We start from the raw sequence: 14,905 nt of genomic DNA, 5'->3' as shown, positions 1-14,905 counted from the left end.
GTTTCAGCATTAGTCTGAGACACTCCTTTTCCTACTCGATCGTTTCCTGTTGGGGTTTGATACGTGCTAACAAGAAGGTGAGGATGACGATGATGGCAATCAATAAAAACGTGATGGTAAACAGTACTTGAGTTAAGAATGAGACTTGATTTTCTGCTGCAATCAGCTCTTTCTGGATATCTTTATATTGCATCTGCTTTAGCGACCTTAAATCTTCTAGGATAGTCTGTCGTAGTTGCGTCATCGTCTCGGCTACTGCTGTTGCTTTAACAAGGTCGCCTTCTTCATAGATGACGAGCACACGATCAGCTTCTTTTTCCCATACGGCATCTCGCTCGAGTAAATCGAGGACGGAACTCGGTGTGTCCGGGTCAGCGATGACGGACTGTTTCAACGCCTTTGCTTGCCGAGACATGCTATAGTACATCTCTAAAAAATGTCGATCTTCATAGGCGAGTAAACCACGGATTGCGTTTGCGCGTTCAATATTATAATACATGATATCTTCAATCGCCTCGTAAGAGCCGAGTTGTTCATCTTGTATGATTTCTAGCCGCTCATTTGTCTCTCTCAATTGAAAAATAAAAATACCAATGATCGAGATGGATAGCACGGATAGGCTAATCCATAGTAAAATCCACTTTCGTTGTGACATCGTGCCCCTCCTTTCTACTCCATCGTACATGATTTTAGAAAAATCGACAGAAAATATTTTTTTGAAAAAGGAAAAAACGGGTAAATGTATAATCAATTAGTGTAAGAACTCTATATAACAGAAGACCATTAGAAGCATAAGGAGAGTCAATATGTCAGAGAATTCATCGTTACACAAGTTGTACCAGGTGTTACAAGATCAGCGTACGAATCTTACTTACGAGATTCCAAGTTTATGGAATCGCATGCGTTTTCCTTCTGAGCCGATTCGTGACGGGGTCGAGCGTGTGAATCCGTATGATTTTTTAGTAGAAACAATAGAGAAAGCGATTCTTCCATATGCGGTAGAAAATCGAGAATATCATACGTCCATCGCGAGTGCGGATGGCCATTTACAGACGGGTGGCGATTGGATTAAGCGTGCTTCTGTCTATTCGATGCAAGTTCGTACATCCACTTCCTGGGATCATGATGGATCGGGTTATGTGGAGATGCAGAACTCACTAGGAATGAAAGATACAGGCACATTTGTGAAAACGCTTGCACTCATTCCGCATCTCCTATATATGGGGATTGATACATTATTCTTGTTACCGATTTCTCAACATAGTCATAAAAACAAGAAAGGTGAATTTGGCTCTCCTTATGCCGTTCAAGACTTTTTTGCCATCGATGAAGAGTTAAAGGAACCGTTGACTGGTGATGCGATGACTGTAGAAGAAGAGTTTTCAGCATTTGTGGAAGCTTGTCACATGGTAGGAATTCGTGTCGTCATCGATGTCATCCCTCGTACATGTGCGCGGGACAATCGACTCATCCTTGAAAATCCGGAGTGGTTCTACTGGATTCCGCTGGCTGAAGTTGATTATTATCATCCACCATCTGTGCCAGGGATTGGAGAGAATGTAAAACCAGAATTTGCTTTCTTACCAATGGTGTACAACTCAGAAGACGTATGGCAACACTTGAGACGATTCTCGATGGCTCCAAACTTGCTCGATGTTGAAAAGTGGGAACGTGTTCGTGCTTTCCTAATCGAACATCCAGAAGAGAATGTACTCGCAACGATTGAACAGGAATTTGGGTTGACGACAGCGCCTGCCTTTTCAGACTGTATCAACGACCCGCAACCGCCTTGGTCAGACGTGACTTACTTCCGCCTCTTCTTAGACCATCCGCTTGCAGCGGCTCCTTATGTGAACGACGCGAACATTGCTCCTTATATTTTGTTTGATTCAATCAAGTCCAATCAATTCCGAGGAAACGTCATCAACGAACCGCTTTGGGAGATGCTCGCCGATATCATTCCACACTATCAACGCGAATATGGCATTGATGGCGCACGCATCGATATGGGTCATGCACTTCCTGTCGATTTGGCACAGCGCATTCTGGCAAAACCACGTTCACTCGATTCGAACTTTAGCTTCATCGCAGAGGAATTGATTGAAGCAGGAGCTTGGGCGGCGAAAGATGCCGGTTATAACATGATCATCGGATATGGTTTTTATAAAGAACCTCGATTCGACACGCATGAAACCCATCAATTCTTATACGACTCACGCTTTTTACCACTTCCAGTATTCGCAGCAGGGGAAACAGCGGATACACGTCGACTGGCGACGCGAGAAGGGGGACGACAAGCAAGTCGGTTGTTGACAGTCTTGAACGGTTTTATGCCGAATGGCGTCCCGATGACAAACTCTGGACTTGAATTATATGAAACGCAGCCGATGAATACCGGACTCGATTGCCGTCCTGAAGAAGCGTATCAACTCTTCCCGACCGACCCGTATTTCGGAAAACTCGCATTCTTTGATGCGTATCAGTTCCATTGGGACCATCCAGAGCGAGATGAGATGATTGAAGTGATGCATCAAGTGGCAGAGATTCGTCGCCGTTGGCTCGATGTACTCGTTGACCCGAACCATTTTGAACCACTTATTTTAAACGAACCGTTCGCACCGTTTATCGGATTCGCTTGGTTACGTCCAGAGACGAATGATACATTGCTCGTTGTGGCAAATACGAATATGTGGGAATCGTTACGAGGCGTGGTTTCGCTCGATGGTGTACGTCGTCGAAATTGGAATGCGAGTCGTTTTGCGGAGATGGTGTACTCGCCGACTTCGTGGCCATATGCAGAACATGCGTTTGACGAACAATGGAATCTCCACGTCGATTTAAAACCTGGTGAAGTCAAAGTATATGAGATGAAATAAAAAGACGCCTTGGACCGACATGTCATTCGGTCCAGGGCGTTGTATGTTTCATGTAATAAATGATGAACTCATCGAGCGGCATCGGTTTTGCATAGCGATAGCCTTGCATGGAATCACATCCGATTTTACGAAGGAATGTCTCTTGATATTCGGTTTCCACACCTTCAGCGACAAGCGCCATACCAAGTTGTCTCGCCATTGCGACGATGGTCGTTGTAACCATCTGATATTCGCGATTCTCTTCAAGTTGCATTGTGAATTCACGAGGGATTTTCAGTTCATCGATTGGATAACGAACGAGATAGGCGAGTGAACTATATCCTGTCCCGAAATCATCAATCGAAAGTTTAATGCCGAGCGACTTTAATTCTAAGATGCGATTTAAAACACGATCTGAATGATGAGCGGCGACTGTTTCGGTCAATTCAAAATTGAGTCGTGACGGATCGATTGGGAAACGCTCGAACAACGTATTCAAATAATCAATCAAATGTTCATCGAATAACTGACGAACGGACAAGTTGACCGAGAGCTTCGGCAAATGGATGTCTCCTTGTTCGAACACATGAAGCAACTGGAACGTCTCATGAATCATCCAGCGACCCAAATCGTGAATATGACCGGTTTCTTCGGCGATTGGAATGAATTGACTCGGCGGGATGAATGTCCCGTTATGTTGCCAACGCATGAGTGCCTCTGCTCCGATGACTGCCTTCGTAGATGCATCGACTTGAGGTTGGAGGAAGAGTGAGATTTCTCCTTTTTCAAGCGCGGTATCGAGCCCTTCCATTAACACTTTTCGTTCTTCCTTGTCTTCCCGTAACTCAGGTTCGAACATGACGGTCTCGTCACGACCATTGTCTTTTGCGCGATACATGGCCAGGTCAGCATTTGAAAGTAAGTGTTTTAATTTTTTACCATGCTCCGGGAAACGGACGATTCCAATCGAGGCATGTACTTCAACCAGTGTTCCAGCCATATAATAAGGTGGGCGATAGACGAGACGTCGCAAACGTTCTGTCAACATTTCATCGTCACCGTGTTCGGCGACAACAATGAACTCATCACCACCAAGACGTCCGGCATACTCATTCGGAAGAAGTGCGGTGCGTAGACGCTTTCCGATATGTTGGAGAAGTTCGTCTCCCATATGATGCCCGAATTGGTCGTTGATTTCTTTAAAGCCATCCAAGTCAGAGAACATGAGCGTGAACGTGCGACCTTCTTCGATCAAACGTTCGATTTGCTCTTGTAGTGCATAGCGATTGTGAAGTCCCGTCAAACTATCAAATTTGGCTTGGTATAAAATTTGCTCTTGCTGCTCGATCATTTGCGTGATGTCTTTGGCGATGGCGTAAATGCCTTCAACTTCCCCGTCAATGATCATCGGAACGTTGACGAGTTGCCAGACACGTGTCTCGCCTTCTTCTGTCATAATCCGTACATCAATCGTTCGTGGTCGACCGTTTGATAACTCTTGAAGAATGATCGTATACGGGGCACGATCATTCGATTCGATGATATCGAGGATGTTTGATCCAAGTAACTTGTCTGTCGTCAATCCAAGGATTGAACTTCCGGCCTCATTGACCGATAACACTTCACCGTGTAAGTCGAATAAGAAAATCGGTTCTGAGTGATAGGCGAAGAGCGAGCGGTATTGCTGTTCACGAATCTCGAGTTCATGCGCCTTCGTCGACACAGCTACTTCTAAATCTGAATTGACCGTATGGAGACGATGGCTGATAAGCGCGTTCTGTTTCGAGACGACAAACTGGCGAATGAGTAATAAGAGAACAGCATTCGCAATCATCGAATCGATTACAGACGTACCGAGAAGGCGGTCTGAAGCGAGTAAAAATAGCATGACGACGACGCTGTACAGAACGTAATCCAAAATGGAATCGTAAGCAAGGGCGTCTTCCGATGTGTCCTCGACCCAATAACTGATTGAAATCATAAGAATGCTACTGACTTGGATGAGATGGACCATTTCATGTGTGATGCCTGAAAACACGAAGAGTGTGTTCGCGATCGAGGCAACCGTGAAGCTTAAAATCCCGACGAGCACAAGAATACGGAATTGCTGTCCGGCCGAGACGACGCGATTTAAATACAAGAATGATAGCATCATGTACAGGCTGATCAGTAGCATCTGCTCTTCAAAGCCACTCAACTGAGATACGAGTGACACGTCTTGTGTGGAATAAAACCAGATATGTAGTGCACCAATCACAAAAAAACTAAATAAGGCGAACAAGTCGAACGTACGTAATTTCAACGTGCGAATCTCAATGGATTGAGTAATGACGATCAGAGCCATAATTAAGTAAAAGAAATTTTGTAAGAATAAGAGGTATTGAGTATTCGCACCTGTCGAATCATAGTGCATCAGTAAATAAAGTGCGAAGCACACATTTCCCGCACTAATCAAAACATGAATAAACCGTCTCATTCCTCTATGTTTAAAAATTGCCATTCCACTAAATAAGATGGCTGCTCCTGAAATGACGAGGTAATAGATGAGCAACGTGCTGTTTCGCAAATCATGCGGAGTCAAAAATAATAATAAAAGTCCGGTAAAAAATGTTCCGATGAGAATCGCCGGAACGTATTGGCGCAACGAGTAAACTGACAACTCATGCACCTCCTTCTTTATATATATGGGTCTCTTATTTATTATCGGAATAGGTGACGGAAGATTACACAAAAAAATCGACAACAATACGAGATTGTTGTCGAACAGGTAGAATTTAAAGCGTATATGAATGTTCTTTGAAGTTCCCAACGATTGAATCGATTTCGGACACAGTAACAAATGCCTCAGAATCGATTTCAGAAACAATCTGACGAAGTCGAGGGATTTCATTGTTCTGGACGACGACGTACAGCATTTTTTTCGAATCGTTCGAATATCCGCCTGTCGCATCCATGATGGTGACGCCACGTTTTAAGTTCTGCTTAATGACCAAGTTGATTTCATCCGCTTTCTGGCAAATGATGAAACATTGCTTTTGAGCAGAGAAGAACTTATGGATGGTGAGCAACGTGCGTGACCGGACAAAACTTAACACAAGGGCATACATAACAGCTTTAATGTCAAAAACAATGAAGACTAATACGTAAACAATGATATCTTGTGTCAAAAAGATTTTAGGTAACGACAAGTTTCGGTTGTTCATATAGATAACTTTCCCTAAAATATCGAGACCGCCGGTAGAAGCGCCTGCGAACAAGAGTAGGGCAAGTCCAAGACCCGAGACGATTCCGCTGAACACGGAAGCAACGAGTGGGTCGTCGAGCGGAGTCGGCGGAATGAGGACTGGTAAACTATCGATCAAGATAGAAGAGAGAACGACAACAATCCCCGTCATCAAAATAAAGCGACGTCCTAAATATTTTAACCCTAAGATGAAGAGTGGGATATTGAGCACGAGCTGAGTCATCCCGATTGGCGTTCCGAATAGTTCGTTCGTAATCAACGTGATTCCGACGATTCCTCCCGAACCGATTTCATTAGGTTTGAGCAGTAAACTGACAAAGACAGACTGAAGGATTGTCCCGGCAATGATGAACAGTACCGTTTCAAGGGCAACCCGTTTTCGAGATTTAGCATACATAGATAATGGCTAGGCCTTACGCCTCCTTTTAGTAAGTCTTCTGCTAGCGTACTGCTACTCGTTCATCATTTCAAGTCACAATTCGTTATGGAATCGGTCGATATCACTTGCCAATTGTTCATGCACATAGTCGATGACTTGAGCGTCATCGAATAGGCCAAGTGGTACATCATCCGGAATCGCATCGAACGGGGAGACGAAGTATAGGATTGCCGCGATGAGCTCTTCTTGTTTGTCAGGTTGCATTTCAAATTGATCATTGTATAGCGCGCGCAACATATTCAGCATTTGTTTCATCTGGAAGTAGAGCGTCAGTTCTTCTTCGCGCTCGATATTGCTGATCTCATTGGATGCCACGTCTACGGTCACTTTTGCGAGGGCGCGTTCACCTTGGACGAGTAAGTCACCGAGTTGTTCGCGGTCGTGGATGTCTTCTTTCGCTTGTTTCAAAAAGTGTGTGTAGGTTGATTTCCAATCTGCCATAGTAAATTCCTCCTTCATTCTTCATCTACTAATATGCCCGTTTTTGCGCATCGGTTGCAACTTTTCCTGAAATTTAAGAAAATAAAGATAACTGAAAAGGAGGAACGATACATATGTCTATGATTTCTATGCCAACCGAGGCAGATTTTGCACGCTATGCAGAGCTAGCTGTGAAAAAAGGTGTCAACATTCAACCGGGTCAACAGCTAGAGGTACGTGCCGATATTAGCCAGGCGCCACTTGTCCGTCACGTGGTGAAAGCTGCGTATGCGGCAGGTGCGAAACAAGTATTTGTTAATTGGAGCGATGAGGAGACATCGAAGATTCGTTATTTCGATGCACCAGCAGACTCGTTCAAAGAGTTTCCAGATTGGTTAAAGGCTCGTTTTGAACAATTGGCTGAAGAGAAGACGGCATTCTTGTCAATCGTCAGTGACGACCCGGATGCTTTAAACGGCGTTGAATCGTCACGCATCTCGGATGCGAACCGTGCAGCCGGACAAGCACTTGCGAAATGGCGTCAATATGTGATGAGTGACAACGTGAGTTGGTCAATCGTTGCAGGTGCGTCAGAAGCGTGGGCTGAAAAAGTATTCCCAGGGCGTGAAGATGCGGTCGCAGCTTTATGGCAAGCGATTTTCGCAGCAACACGTATGGATCAAGAAGATGTGGTCGCGGCATGGGATACACATGATCAATCACTCCGTAGCCGTGCGAAGTTGCTGACAGAGAAGAAGTATGCGAAGTTGCACTACCAAGCACCAGGCACTGAACTTACAATCGGACTTCCGAAAAAGCACGTCTTCCTTGGCGGTGGCGGTCCAAACGTCGATGGCATCGACTTTATCGCGAATATGCCGACAGAAGAAGTGTTCACGCTCGCAGATAAAGATTCTGTGGAAGGTCACGTGTCGAGCACGAAGCCACTCAGCTACAGCGGAAACTTGATTGACGAGTTCACGCTTTGGTTTGAAGGTGGGAAAGTCGTTAAGGCAGAAGCGAAAAAAGGACAAGCGGCTCTTGATGAGTTGTTGAACATGGATGAGGGAGCACGCCGCATCGGTGAAGTGGCGCTCGTTCCAGATGATTCGCCAATCTCAAACTCAGGTCTTCTCTTCTACAACACGTTGTTTGACGAGAATGCATCATGCCACTTGGCATTAGGTCGTGCCTACTCGACATGTCTCGAAGGTGGTCCTTCGATGTCGCAAGAAGAACTCGCGGAGAACGGCGCGAATGACTCGATGACACATGTTGACTTCATGATTGGGTCAGCTGAAATGAATATCGATGGTGAACGGGAAGACGGCACGCGCGAAGCAATCATGCGTGACGGCAACTGGGTCATCTAAACGAAAGAGCGAATTCCGAAATCGGAATTCGCTCTTTTCATGTGACGTCGTACAAATAACGAAGGGCGTGAGGCAAACGGCGGCGCCAGGCTGATTCGTGATGAATCGCATCCGGTTCCACTTCATATCGGAAGGCGATACCCTTTTTAGCGATTGCTTCAATCAGTTTTGCATTCGTGAACAAGTAATCCTTCGCTGTGATTGGTCCGCTCTCTTCATTCGTTCCGATGTCCATATACAGTTTTCCAGTGATATCGGCTTGCTGAATAGTCTGAATCAATGGATCCAGATTAGCCCATGCTGCGGTGGAGAGGGATCCGACTCTTTTGATGGAAGGGTAGGTTGCCATCATATATAGAGAGATGACCCCTCCCATCGAACTCCCCATGACGCCGACATCTTCTGGATTTGTCGCATACTCCTTGTCGATTCGTGGTTTTAAGACGTTCATAAGCCAATCTGTATACAAACGACCTTGACCACCAAGGGTTGGGCGCGTTTTCGCAAGTTCCGGTCCGATACGGCGATATAACATCTCATCTTCTTCATATGAATACTCATCATAACGATCTAACCAGTTCGGAGCGCTTGCGATGGCGACGACCATGAGAGGGAGGTGGAGTGTGTCGATGCAGCGATCGATTTCCCACCCTTCTCCATATGTAGCAGTGCTTCCTGAAAATACATTTTGCCCATCATGCATATAAAGGACAGGAAGTGGGGTGTCGGCATTGACCCAGTCTGGTCGAAATACGCGAACAATCCGTTTTTGACCACGAACCTTCTCCGTTGGAATCGATACGTTCAATTGTTCAATCATTTTTCATCACCTCTTTCACCTTGTATTGTGGAGAATCATGAACGAAAAGACAAACGTAAGTCTTGACTACCTACCGTTCGTTAGGTAAAGTGAGGTGGAAGGAGAGTGAGACTCGTGAATACAAAAGAGAAAATTATGCAATCCGCGCGGACACGGTTTGCACGTGAAGGATATGAAGGATTATCACTTGCGGCGGTTGCCGAAGACGTTGGTATCCGAAAGGCTTCTCTGTATGCTCACATCGATGGGAAAGAACAATTGTTTAAGCAAGTCGTGACCGATATGGCGAATCGTTACGAAGAAGCATGGCAGCAAACTTGTGAGGATACCGAAGATCGACCACCTTTAGAACGGATTGAGTCGATCGTTCGTACGCTCACGTCATTCTTTGGCGATCACGAGACGTGGATGTTGACGAAACGGATGCTCCTCGTACCACCCCCAGAATTTCGGGACTATATTGAAGAAGTCATCGGAAAGGTGGAGACGGAGTTAAAACGGTTTGAAAAAGAACAGTTTCGTCTCGCGATGGAACGTGGAGACTTACCGTCGCAACCACTCGATGAACTCTATGCTGCGTACTATTGCTTTTTAGATGGGGCTTTATTGTCTTTATTTACATTTGAAGATGACCGGGAGATGCGACAACAAGCCGCATTCCGAATCTTCAAGAAAGGTGTGGGGTGGAATGGATAAGGAAAAAGTCGCCTGGATTTCTCTCTTGTTCGCAGGATTGCTTGAAATCATTTGGGCAACGACGATGAAGTTGTCTGAAGGGTTTACCGTTCTTGGTCCGACGTTATGGACGATCGTACTCTTGATTGTCAGTTTCGGCTTACTAGCTAAGGCATTCCGCGTTCTACCGGCAGGCACAGGATATGCCGTCTTCACAGGAATCGGAGCGGTTGGAACGGTGATTGTCGGTGCTCTTCTTTTTGACGAGGCGCTCAGTGGCTGGAAACTTTTACTTGTGACGACGTTGATCATCGGAATCATCGGATTGAAACAAGTGACAGGAGGAGAAGAAGCATGAGTTGGGTATATTTGATCGGCGCAGGGATTGCTGAGATGACAGCTGTCTTCTTTATGGGGAAATCGAAAGGGTATCAAATTTTAAAATGGTCAATCTTATCGATTTTGTCGTTCGCGCTCAGTTTTTATTGGCTCTCAAAGTCGCTTGAAGACATTCCGTTAAGCTTGGCTTACTCCATCTGGGTCGGGATTGGAGCCGCAGGTGGTGTCATTCTAGGCATGCTCTATTTAAATGAGTCCAAAAGCCGCTGGCGTATCTTTTATCTGATGATGATTATCGGCAGTGTGGTCGGATTAAAAGTTGTATCGTAAAGGATTGAAACAAGCTGAAAACGGGAATTGAATAATTCAGATTATGAGATGGAAGAAAGGGGCGGAAAACGATGCATCTTGTTGAGTTGCAGTCCGAACGTTTGCGGTTTGAGCCGTACACGATCTCTGATTTCTATTTTGTTAAGTCGCTTCTCCAAGATCCTCGGGTGATGCGCTTCATCAGTCCGGACGGGAGACCGTATACAGACGAACAAACAATCGAATGGTTCGAACGTCAATTAGCCCGCTATGAAACAGGACGCCAGACAGGTCTACTGAAGCTGATGACGTTCGAAAGTGATGAACCGATTGGTCATGCAGGTACGTTGCTTCATGAGTTAGACGGTAAACTCGAGCTAGAAGTCGGCTATTGGTTGTCACCGAAGCATTGGCATATGGGTTACGGACGAGAAGCGGCCGCACGTTTGATGCAGTATGCTTTCACCGAAGGAGAGAAGGAAATCATTTCACTCATTCATCCAGAAAACGTTCCGTCTCAGCGTGTGGCTAAAGCGAACGGTCTTCACTGGGACCGTGACACGTTATATCAGAACATGCTCGTGTCCGTTTATGCAGGTGATTTGGAACGCCTCTGCCGGCATATTGATCGCCAGCAGATGACTCGTTAAAAAAAGTCTATAAAAAAATAAAAAAAGTTGTTGCCAACTTAATAGTTTCTTGATATATTAATAGTGTCCTTAAGAGAGGACACGACCTGATTCTGTAGCTCAGCTGGGAGAGCGCTACCTTGACAGGGTAGAGGTCGCTGGTTCGAGCCCAGTCAGAATCACTTGGGTGCCAAACCCTCGAGAAACCCACCGGAACATGGGTTTCCGCGAAGCCACTTCTTGCGAGAAGTGGCTCTTTTTTTGTATATTGACACGGTATGAAAGCAATTGGTATATTCCTTTCAATACATAAAGAAACGGGGAATGCGACATGGTGCTAACGGGAACCCTCGTCAATGCCGGATTAATTGTCATCGGGTCATTGTTAGGTCTCTTATTTCACCGCATTCCAGAGCGTATGAAAGAGACGGTGACGGCAGCAATCGGGCTTGCGGTCATTTTGCTCGGAATTCAAATGGGGATGAAAAGTGAAAACTTTTTGATTGTCATCGGAAGTCTTGTCGTTGGGTCCGCGCTCGGGGAATGGTGGAAGCTAGATGAAGTATTGAATGAAATCGGCTATCGGCTTGAGCGGCGTCTTGGAAGTCAATCGAGTGTAGCGGAAGGGTTCGTTACGGCGACGCTCATCTTCGTCATCGGCGCGATGGCAATCATTGGGGCGCTCGATAGTGGATTACGTGGCGACCATGACGTCCTGTATACGAAAGGGTTGATTGATGGATTTACAGCCCTCGTGTTGAGTTCGACGCTCGGCATCGGGGTCATGTTTTCGGCCGTTCCGGTATTATTGTATCAAGGTGGAATCGCATTACTCGCCATTCAAATCATGAAGTTCATTCCGGAGTCGCTCATGGACAGCTTTATCTTAGAGATGACCGCGACCGGTGGTGTGATGATCGTGGCGATTGGCTTGAACTTGGTCGGAATCACGAAAATTCGCGTGGCCAACTTATTGCCGGGGATTTTAGTAGTGGCACTTATTGTATCGGCCATACATATGTTGACGTAAAAAAAGTGGGCGGAAGCGTGGCTTCCGTCCATTTTTTATGGTTTCTCAATTGTTTCATGATCTTCTTTGGCACTCTCGCGTAAGGCTGAAGCCATCACATCGGCAAGGTCGCGGTCTCGTAACACGCCGACTCCACGATCCGTCGGTCCACCTGGGGCAGCGACGTCAGCAATGAGTTCGTTCGTCTCGCGTGTTTCGTGTGACAGCAACTCTGCAGAGCCTTTCATCGCCTGAGCCACAATTTGACGAGCCGTCGCCTCATCGTATCCGACATCAGTCAAGACCGGTGTCATCGCCCCGACAATCTCATAAAAGAAAGCCGGGCTACAACCAGCTGCTGCCATGAATGCCGACATTGTCTTCGCATCTGTGATGGCCGTTCGACCGACACGTTCAAAGAGGGCAGTCGCTTTTGCGCGATCAGCCTCATCTGTTTCAGGACCGAACCATAAGCCTGTCATCCCGCTCCGATATGCGACAGGTGTGTTTGGCATCGCGCATACGGCAGGAAGCCCTGAAGCTTCTTCTAATTGACTCGGTTCGATGTGTGCTGCGACAGAGACGAGAAGTGGAGTTTTCCACTCTTTCGACTCCACGTATGGAATGACACCGTCCGGTTGCATCGCTAATACGACGATCTCATAGTCGTTGACGTTTTCTTCTTCGACGATATGAACGCCGAGCTCATCTTGCAGTGCGAGCAATCGTTCCCGGTCACTTCGGTTCGTCATCGTGATGTTTGTCGGTTCGATCCCAGAGTCGATCCACCCTCGAACGAGTGCCTCACTCATAGATCCTGCGCCGACCATTAGTAATTGTTTCATCATTCGTCACCTCTTCTTTTCGATTCGGTCAATAGTTATGTTGACTATCATAACAAACCTGCTCTCGAATATCGCCCATCTTGCTCAATTGTAAGGAGATGGAAAAGGATTTGATACATAAAACGATGAACATGACAAACGTTTCAAATCGCGCTATGATGGCACTAATTCAAAAGAGTGAGGCGAAATCGTGTGAAACGTGTACTAGTAAAAGGGATTCAAGGTTATCAACGTTTTATTTCACCATTAAAGCCGCCAACATGCCGATTTTATCCGAGCTGTTCGCATTATGGGATCGAAGCGATTGAAAAACACGGGGCCGTCAAAGGTAGTTATTTAACCGCTCGCCGTCTCATCCGTTGCCAACCGTTTCACCCAGGTGGGCTCGATTACGTACCGGATACATTTGATTGGAAAGCGCCTTTACAACGAGAGAAACCTGAGTCACAGCGAGACGATTAAGTTCGTCTCGCTGTTTGTATACAGATGTACGTATCGAACAGTTGTTTTAGCACAATACTTTTGCATTGTTCTAAGTATTCTGAAAAAATAGGGGTGTACACTATTTTTCGGGGAAAGGGGATACTTTGTATGGGGCAATCATTTAGTGAATGGGTGAGTACGGCATCCAATTTTGTATGGGGACCACCGCTTTTAATTTTGCTTGTGGGGACAGGCATTTACTTGACGGTGCGTCTAGGTGGTATTCAAATCACCAAATTACCGTATGCGTTGAAATTGGCGTTTTCGAAAAATCAGGATCAATCCTCTAAAGGGGATATCAGTCACTTCCAGGCACTCATGACCGCACTTGCGGCGACCGTCGGTACGGGGAATATCGTCGGGGTGTCGACAGCGGTTGTGTTAGGAGGACCAGGGGCCATCGTATGGATGTGGGTGTCCGGATTCTTTGGGATGGCAACGAAATATGCGGAAGCTGTTCTGGCTGTTAAGTATCGGGTCACCGATGAACGGGGTCAGATGGCTGGTGGACCGATGTACTATCTAGAACGAGGGTTGAATCAACGTTGGCTAGCTGTAGCATTTGCGGCATTTGCATCGATTGCGGCGTTCGGGATTGGAAACGGGGTCCAGACGAACTCTGTCGCGCTCGCGCTCAAAACAACATTTGACGTACCACTCTACATATCAGGCATTCTCATCATGATTTTTACAGGGGCGGTCATTCTTGGAGGCGTACGTTCGATTGGAAAAGTAGTCAGCTATTTTGTTCCTGTCATGATTGCCTTTTATTTAGGTAGCGGCCTATTGATTATGATCATGAACTACTCTCTTATTCCAGATGCGTTCGCATTGATTTTTAGCAGTACGTTCAGTGCAGAAGCCGTCGGTGGAGGCGCGATTGGGGCAGCTATTCGTTATGGGGTCGCACGTGGTGTGTTCTCAAACGAAGCAGGTCTTGGTTCCGCTCCGATTGCTGCAGCGGCAGCGAAAACAGATATGCCGGGTCGTCAAGCGCTCGTCTCGATGACACAAGTCTTCCTAGACACACTTGTCGTCTGTTCGGTGACGGGTTTGACACTCGTCATGGGTGGTCAAATCGGGACAGGACTAGAAGGGGTCGAATTGACTTCAGCCACATTTGAACTGTTCCTCGGTCCGGCAGGTGGCTACATTGTCACAATCGGTCTCGTCCTATTCGCCTACTCGACCGTTCTCGGCTGGTCGTATTACGGCGAACGGTCCATCCATTATTTGTTTGGACAAAAGTCGATTCTTCCATATCGGATTGCCTTCGTGCTCGTCGCCGGACTTGGTGCTACGACAACCAACTTAAACTTGGTATGGGCGTTATCTGATGTCTTCAACGGTTTGATGGCCATTCCGAACTTGATTGGTCTCTTGTTCTTGTCAGGTGTTGTCATCGCGGAGACGAAACGATTCAATCAACAACTTGAAATTGAGAATCGAAAAGTATCCTAAACGC

15 protein-coding genes and 1 tRNA gene are annotated in these 14,905 nt (G+C 46.3%); 10 read left to right on the top strand and 6 right to left on the bottom strand.

Features of this window, described 5'->3' with window-relative positions:
* Positions 1-31: 31 nt before the first annotated feature.
* The gene (locus tag KNP04_RS12945; RefSeq protein WP_214876590.1) at positions 32-655 is read right to left on the bottom strand and encodes a hypothetical protein; all 624 of its coding nucleotides are present in this window, start codon (positions 653-655) and stop codon (positions 32-34) included.
* A gap of 151 nt (positions 656-806) precedes the next feature.
* Here KNP04_RS12945 and KNP04_RS12940 point away from each other — a divergent pair, with 151 nt between their 5' ends.
* Positions 807-2,876, top strand: a complete 2,070-nt coding sequence (locus KNP04_RS12940; RefSeq protein WP_214876588.1) for an alpha-amylase family protein — start codon at positions 807-809, stop codon at positions 2,874-2,876.
* 22 nt (positions 2,877-2,898) lie between these two features.
* Here KNP04_RS12940 and KNP04_RS12935 read toward each other — a convergent pair whose 3' ends face one another.
* The 3 genes from KNP04_RS12935 to KNP04_RS12925 form a co-directional block, all read right to left on the bottom strand.
* The gene (locus KNP04_RS12935) at positions 2,899-5,514 is read right to left on the bottom strand and encodes a putative bifunctional diguanylate cyclase/phosphodiesterase (RefSeq protein ID WP_214876586.1); all 2,616 of its coding nucleotides are present in this window, start codon (positions 5,512-5,514) and stop codon (positions 2,899-2,901) included.
* A 115-nt stretch (positions 5,515-5,629) separates the two neighbouring features.
* The gene (locus KNP04_RS12930) at positions 5,630-6,496 is read right to left on the bottom strand and encodes a YitT family protein (protein ID WP_214796307.1); all 867 of its coding nucleotides are present in this window, start codon (positions 6,494-6,496) and stop codon (positions 5,630-5,632) included.
* 75 nt (positions 6,497-6,571) lie between these two features.
* Entirely contained in the window at positions 6,572-6,979 is a 408-nt protein-coding gene (locus KNP04_RS12925; protein WP_214876584.1) for a YkvA family protein, read from the bottom strand.
* A 113-nt stretch (positions 6,980-7,092) separates the two neighbouring features.
* Here KNP04_RS12925 and KNP04_RS12920 point away from each other — a divergent pair, with 113 nt between their 5' ends.
* Positions 7,093-8,331, top strand: a complete 1,239-nt coding sequence (locus KNP04_RS12920; RefSeq protein WP_214696835.1) for an aminopeptidase — start codon at positions 7,093-7,095, stop codon at positions 8,329-8,331.
* A gap of 37 nt (positions 8,332-8,368) precedes the next feature.
* Here the strand turns inward: KNP04_RS12920 and KNP04_RS12915 are convergent, their stop codons facing one another.
* Entirely contained in the window at positions 8,369-9,151 is a 783-nt protein-coding gene (locus KNP04_RS12915) for an alpha/beta hydrolase (protein ID WP_214876575.1), read from the bottom strand.
* A gap of 114 nt (positions 9,152-9,265) precedes the next feature.
* On the opposite strand from KNP04_RS12915, the gene KNP04_RS12910 reads away from it, so the two are divergent.
* From KNP04_RS12910 to KNP04_RS12885, 6 genes are all read left to right on the top strand, one after another.
* Positions 9,266-9,847 (top strand): TetR/AcrR family transcriptional regulator, encoded by a 582-nt coding sequence (locus KNP04_RS12910; RefSeq protein WP_214696839.1) that lies wholly within the window; start codon positions 9,266-9,268, stop codon positions 9,845-9,847.
* A complete protein-coding gene (locus tag KNP04_RS12905; RefSeq protein ID WP_214696841.1) occupies positions 9,840-10,184 on the top strand; it encodes a DMT family transporter in 345 nt (114 codons plus the stop codon). Before KNP04_RS12910 ends, KNP04_RS12905 begins: the two co-directional genes overlap by 8 nt.
* Complete coding sequence (locus KNP04_RS12900; RefSeq protein ID WP_074033008.1) at positions 10,181-10,495, top strand: DMT family transporter; 315 nt, start codon at positions 10,181-10,183, stop codon at positions 10,493-10,495. Before KNP04_RS12905 ends, KNP04_RS12900 begins: the two co-directional genes overlap by 4 nt.
* Before the next feature lie 71 nt (positions 10,496-10,566).
* Positions 10,567-11,124: a GNAT family N-acetyltransferase gene (locus KNP04_RS12895; RefSeq protein WP_214696843.1), complete on the top strand. Its 558-nt coding sequence runs from the start codon at positions 10,567-10,569 to the stop codon at positions 11,122-11,124.
* Positions 11,125-11,212: 88 nt separating this feature from the next.
* Positions 11,213-11,285 (top strand) — tRNA-Val (locus KNP04_RS12890).
* A gap of 149 nt (positions 11,286-11,434) precedes the next feature.
* On the top strand, positions 11,435-12,133 hold the full coding sequence (locus tag KNP04_RS12885) for a DUF554 domain-containing protein (protein ID WP_214876573.1): 699 nt from the start codon (positions 11,435-11,437) through the stop codon (positions 12,131-12,133).
* A 35-nt stretch (positions 12,134-12,168) separates the two neighbouring features.
* On the opposite strand, the gene KNP04_RS12880 is transcribed toward KNP04_RS12885, so the two are convergent.
* Complete coding sequence (locus tag KNP04_RS12880; protein WP_251129959.1) at positions 12,169-12,957, bottom strand: pyrroline-5-carboxylate reductase family protein; 789 nt, start codon at positions 12,955-12,957, stop codon at positions 12,169-12,171.
* Between the two features lie 192 nt (positions 12,958-13,149).
* Between KNP04_RS12880 and yidD the strand changes: the two genes are divergently transcribed.
* Together yidD and KNP04_RS12870 are read left to right on the top strand one after the other, a co-directional pair.
* Positions 13,150-13,419: a membrane protein insertion efficiency factor YidD gene (gene yidD / locus KNP04_RS12875; RefSeq protein WP_015880777.1), complete on the top strand. Its 270-nt coding sequence runs from the start codon at positions 13,150-13,152 to the stop codon at positions 13,417-13,419.
* A 129-nt stretch (positions 13,420-13,548) separates the two neighbouring features.
* Positions 13,549-14,901, top strand: a complete 1,353-nt coding sequence (locus KNP04_RS12870) for an alanine/glycine:cation symporter family protein (RefSeq protein ID WP_214876569.1) — start codon at positions 13,549-13,551, stop codon at positions 14,899-14,901.
* Positions 14,902-14,905: the final 4 nt, after the last annotated feature.

It is taken from the genome of Exiguobacterium sp. CH10, from assembly GCF_018617635.1.
Taxonomy (GTDB): Bacteria; Bacillota; Bacilli; order Exiguobacteriales; family Exiguobacteriaceae; genus Exiguobacterium; species Exiguobacterium aestuarii_A.
This window is presented reverse-complemented; position numbering and strand designations above follow the sequence as displayed.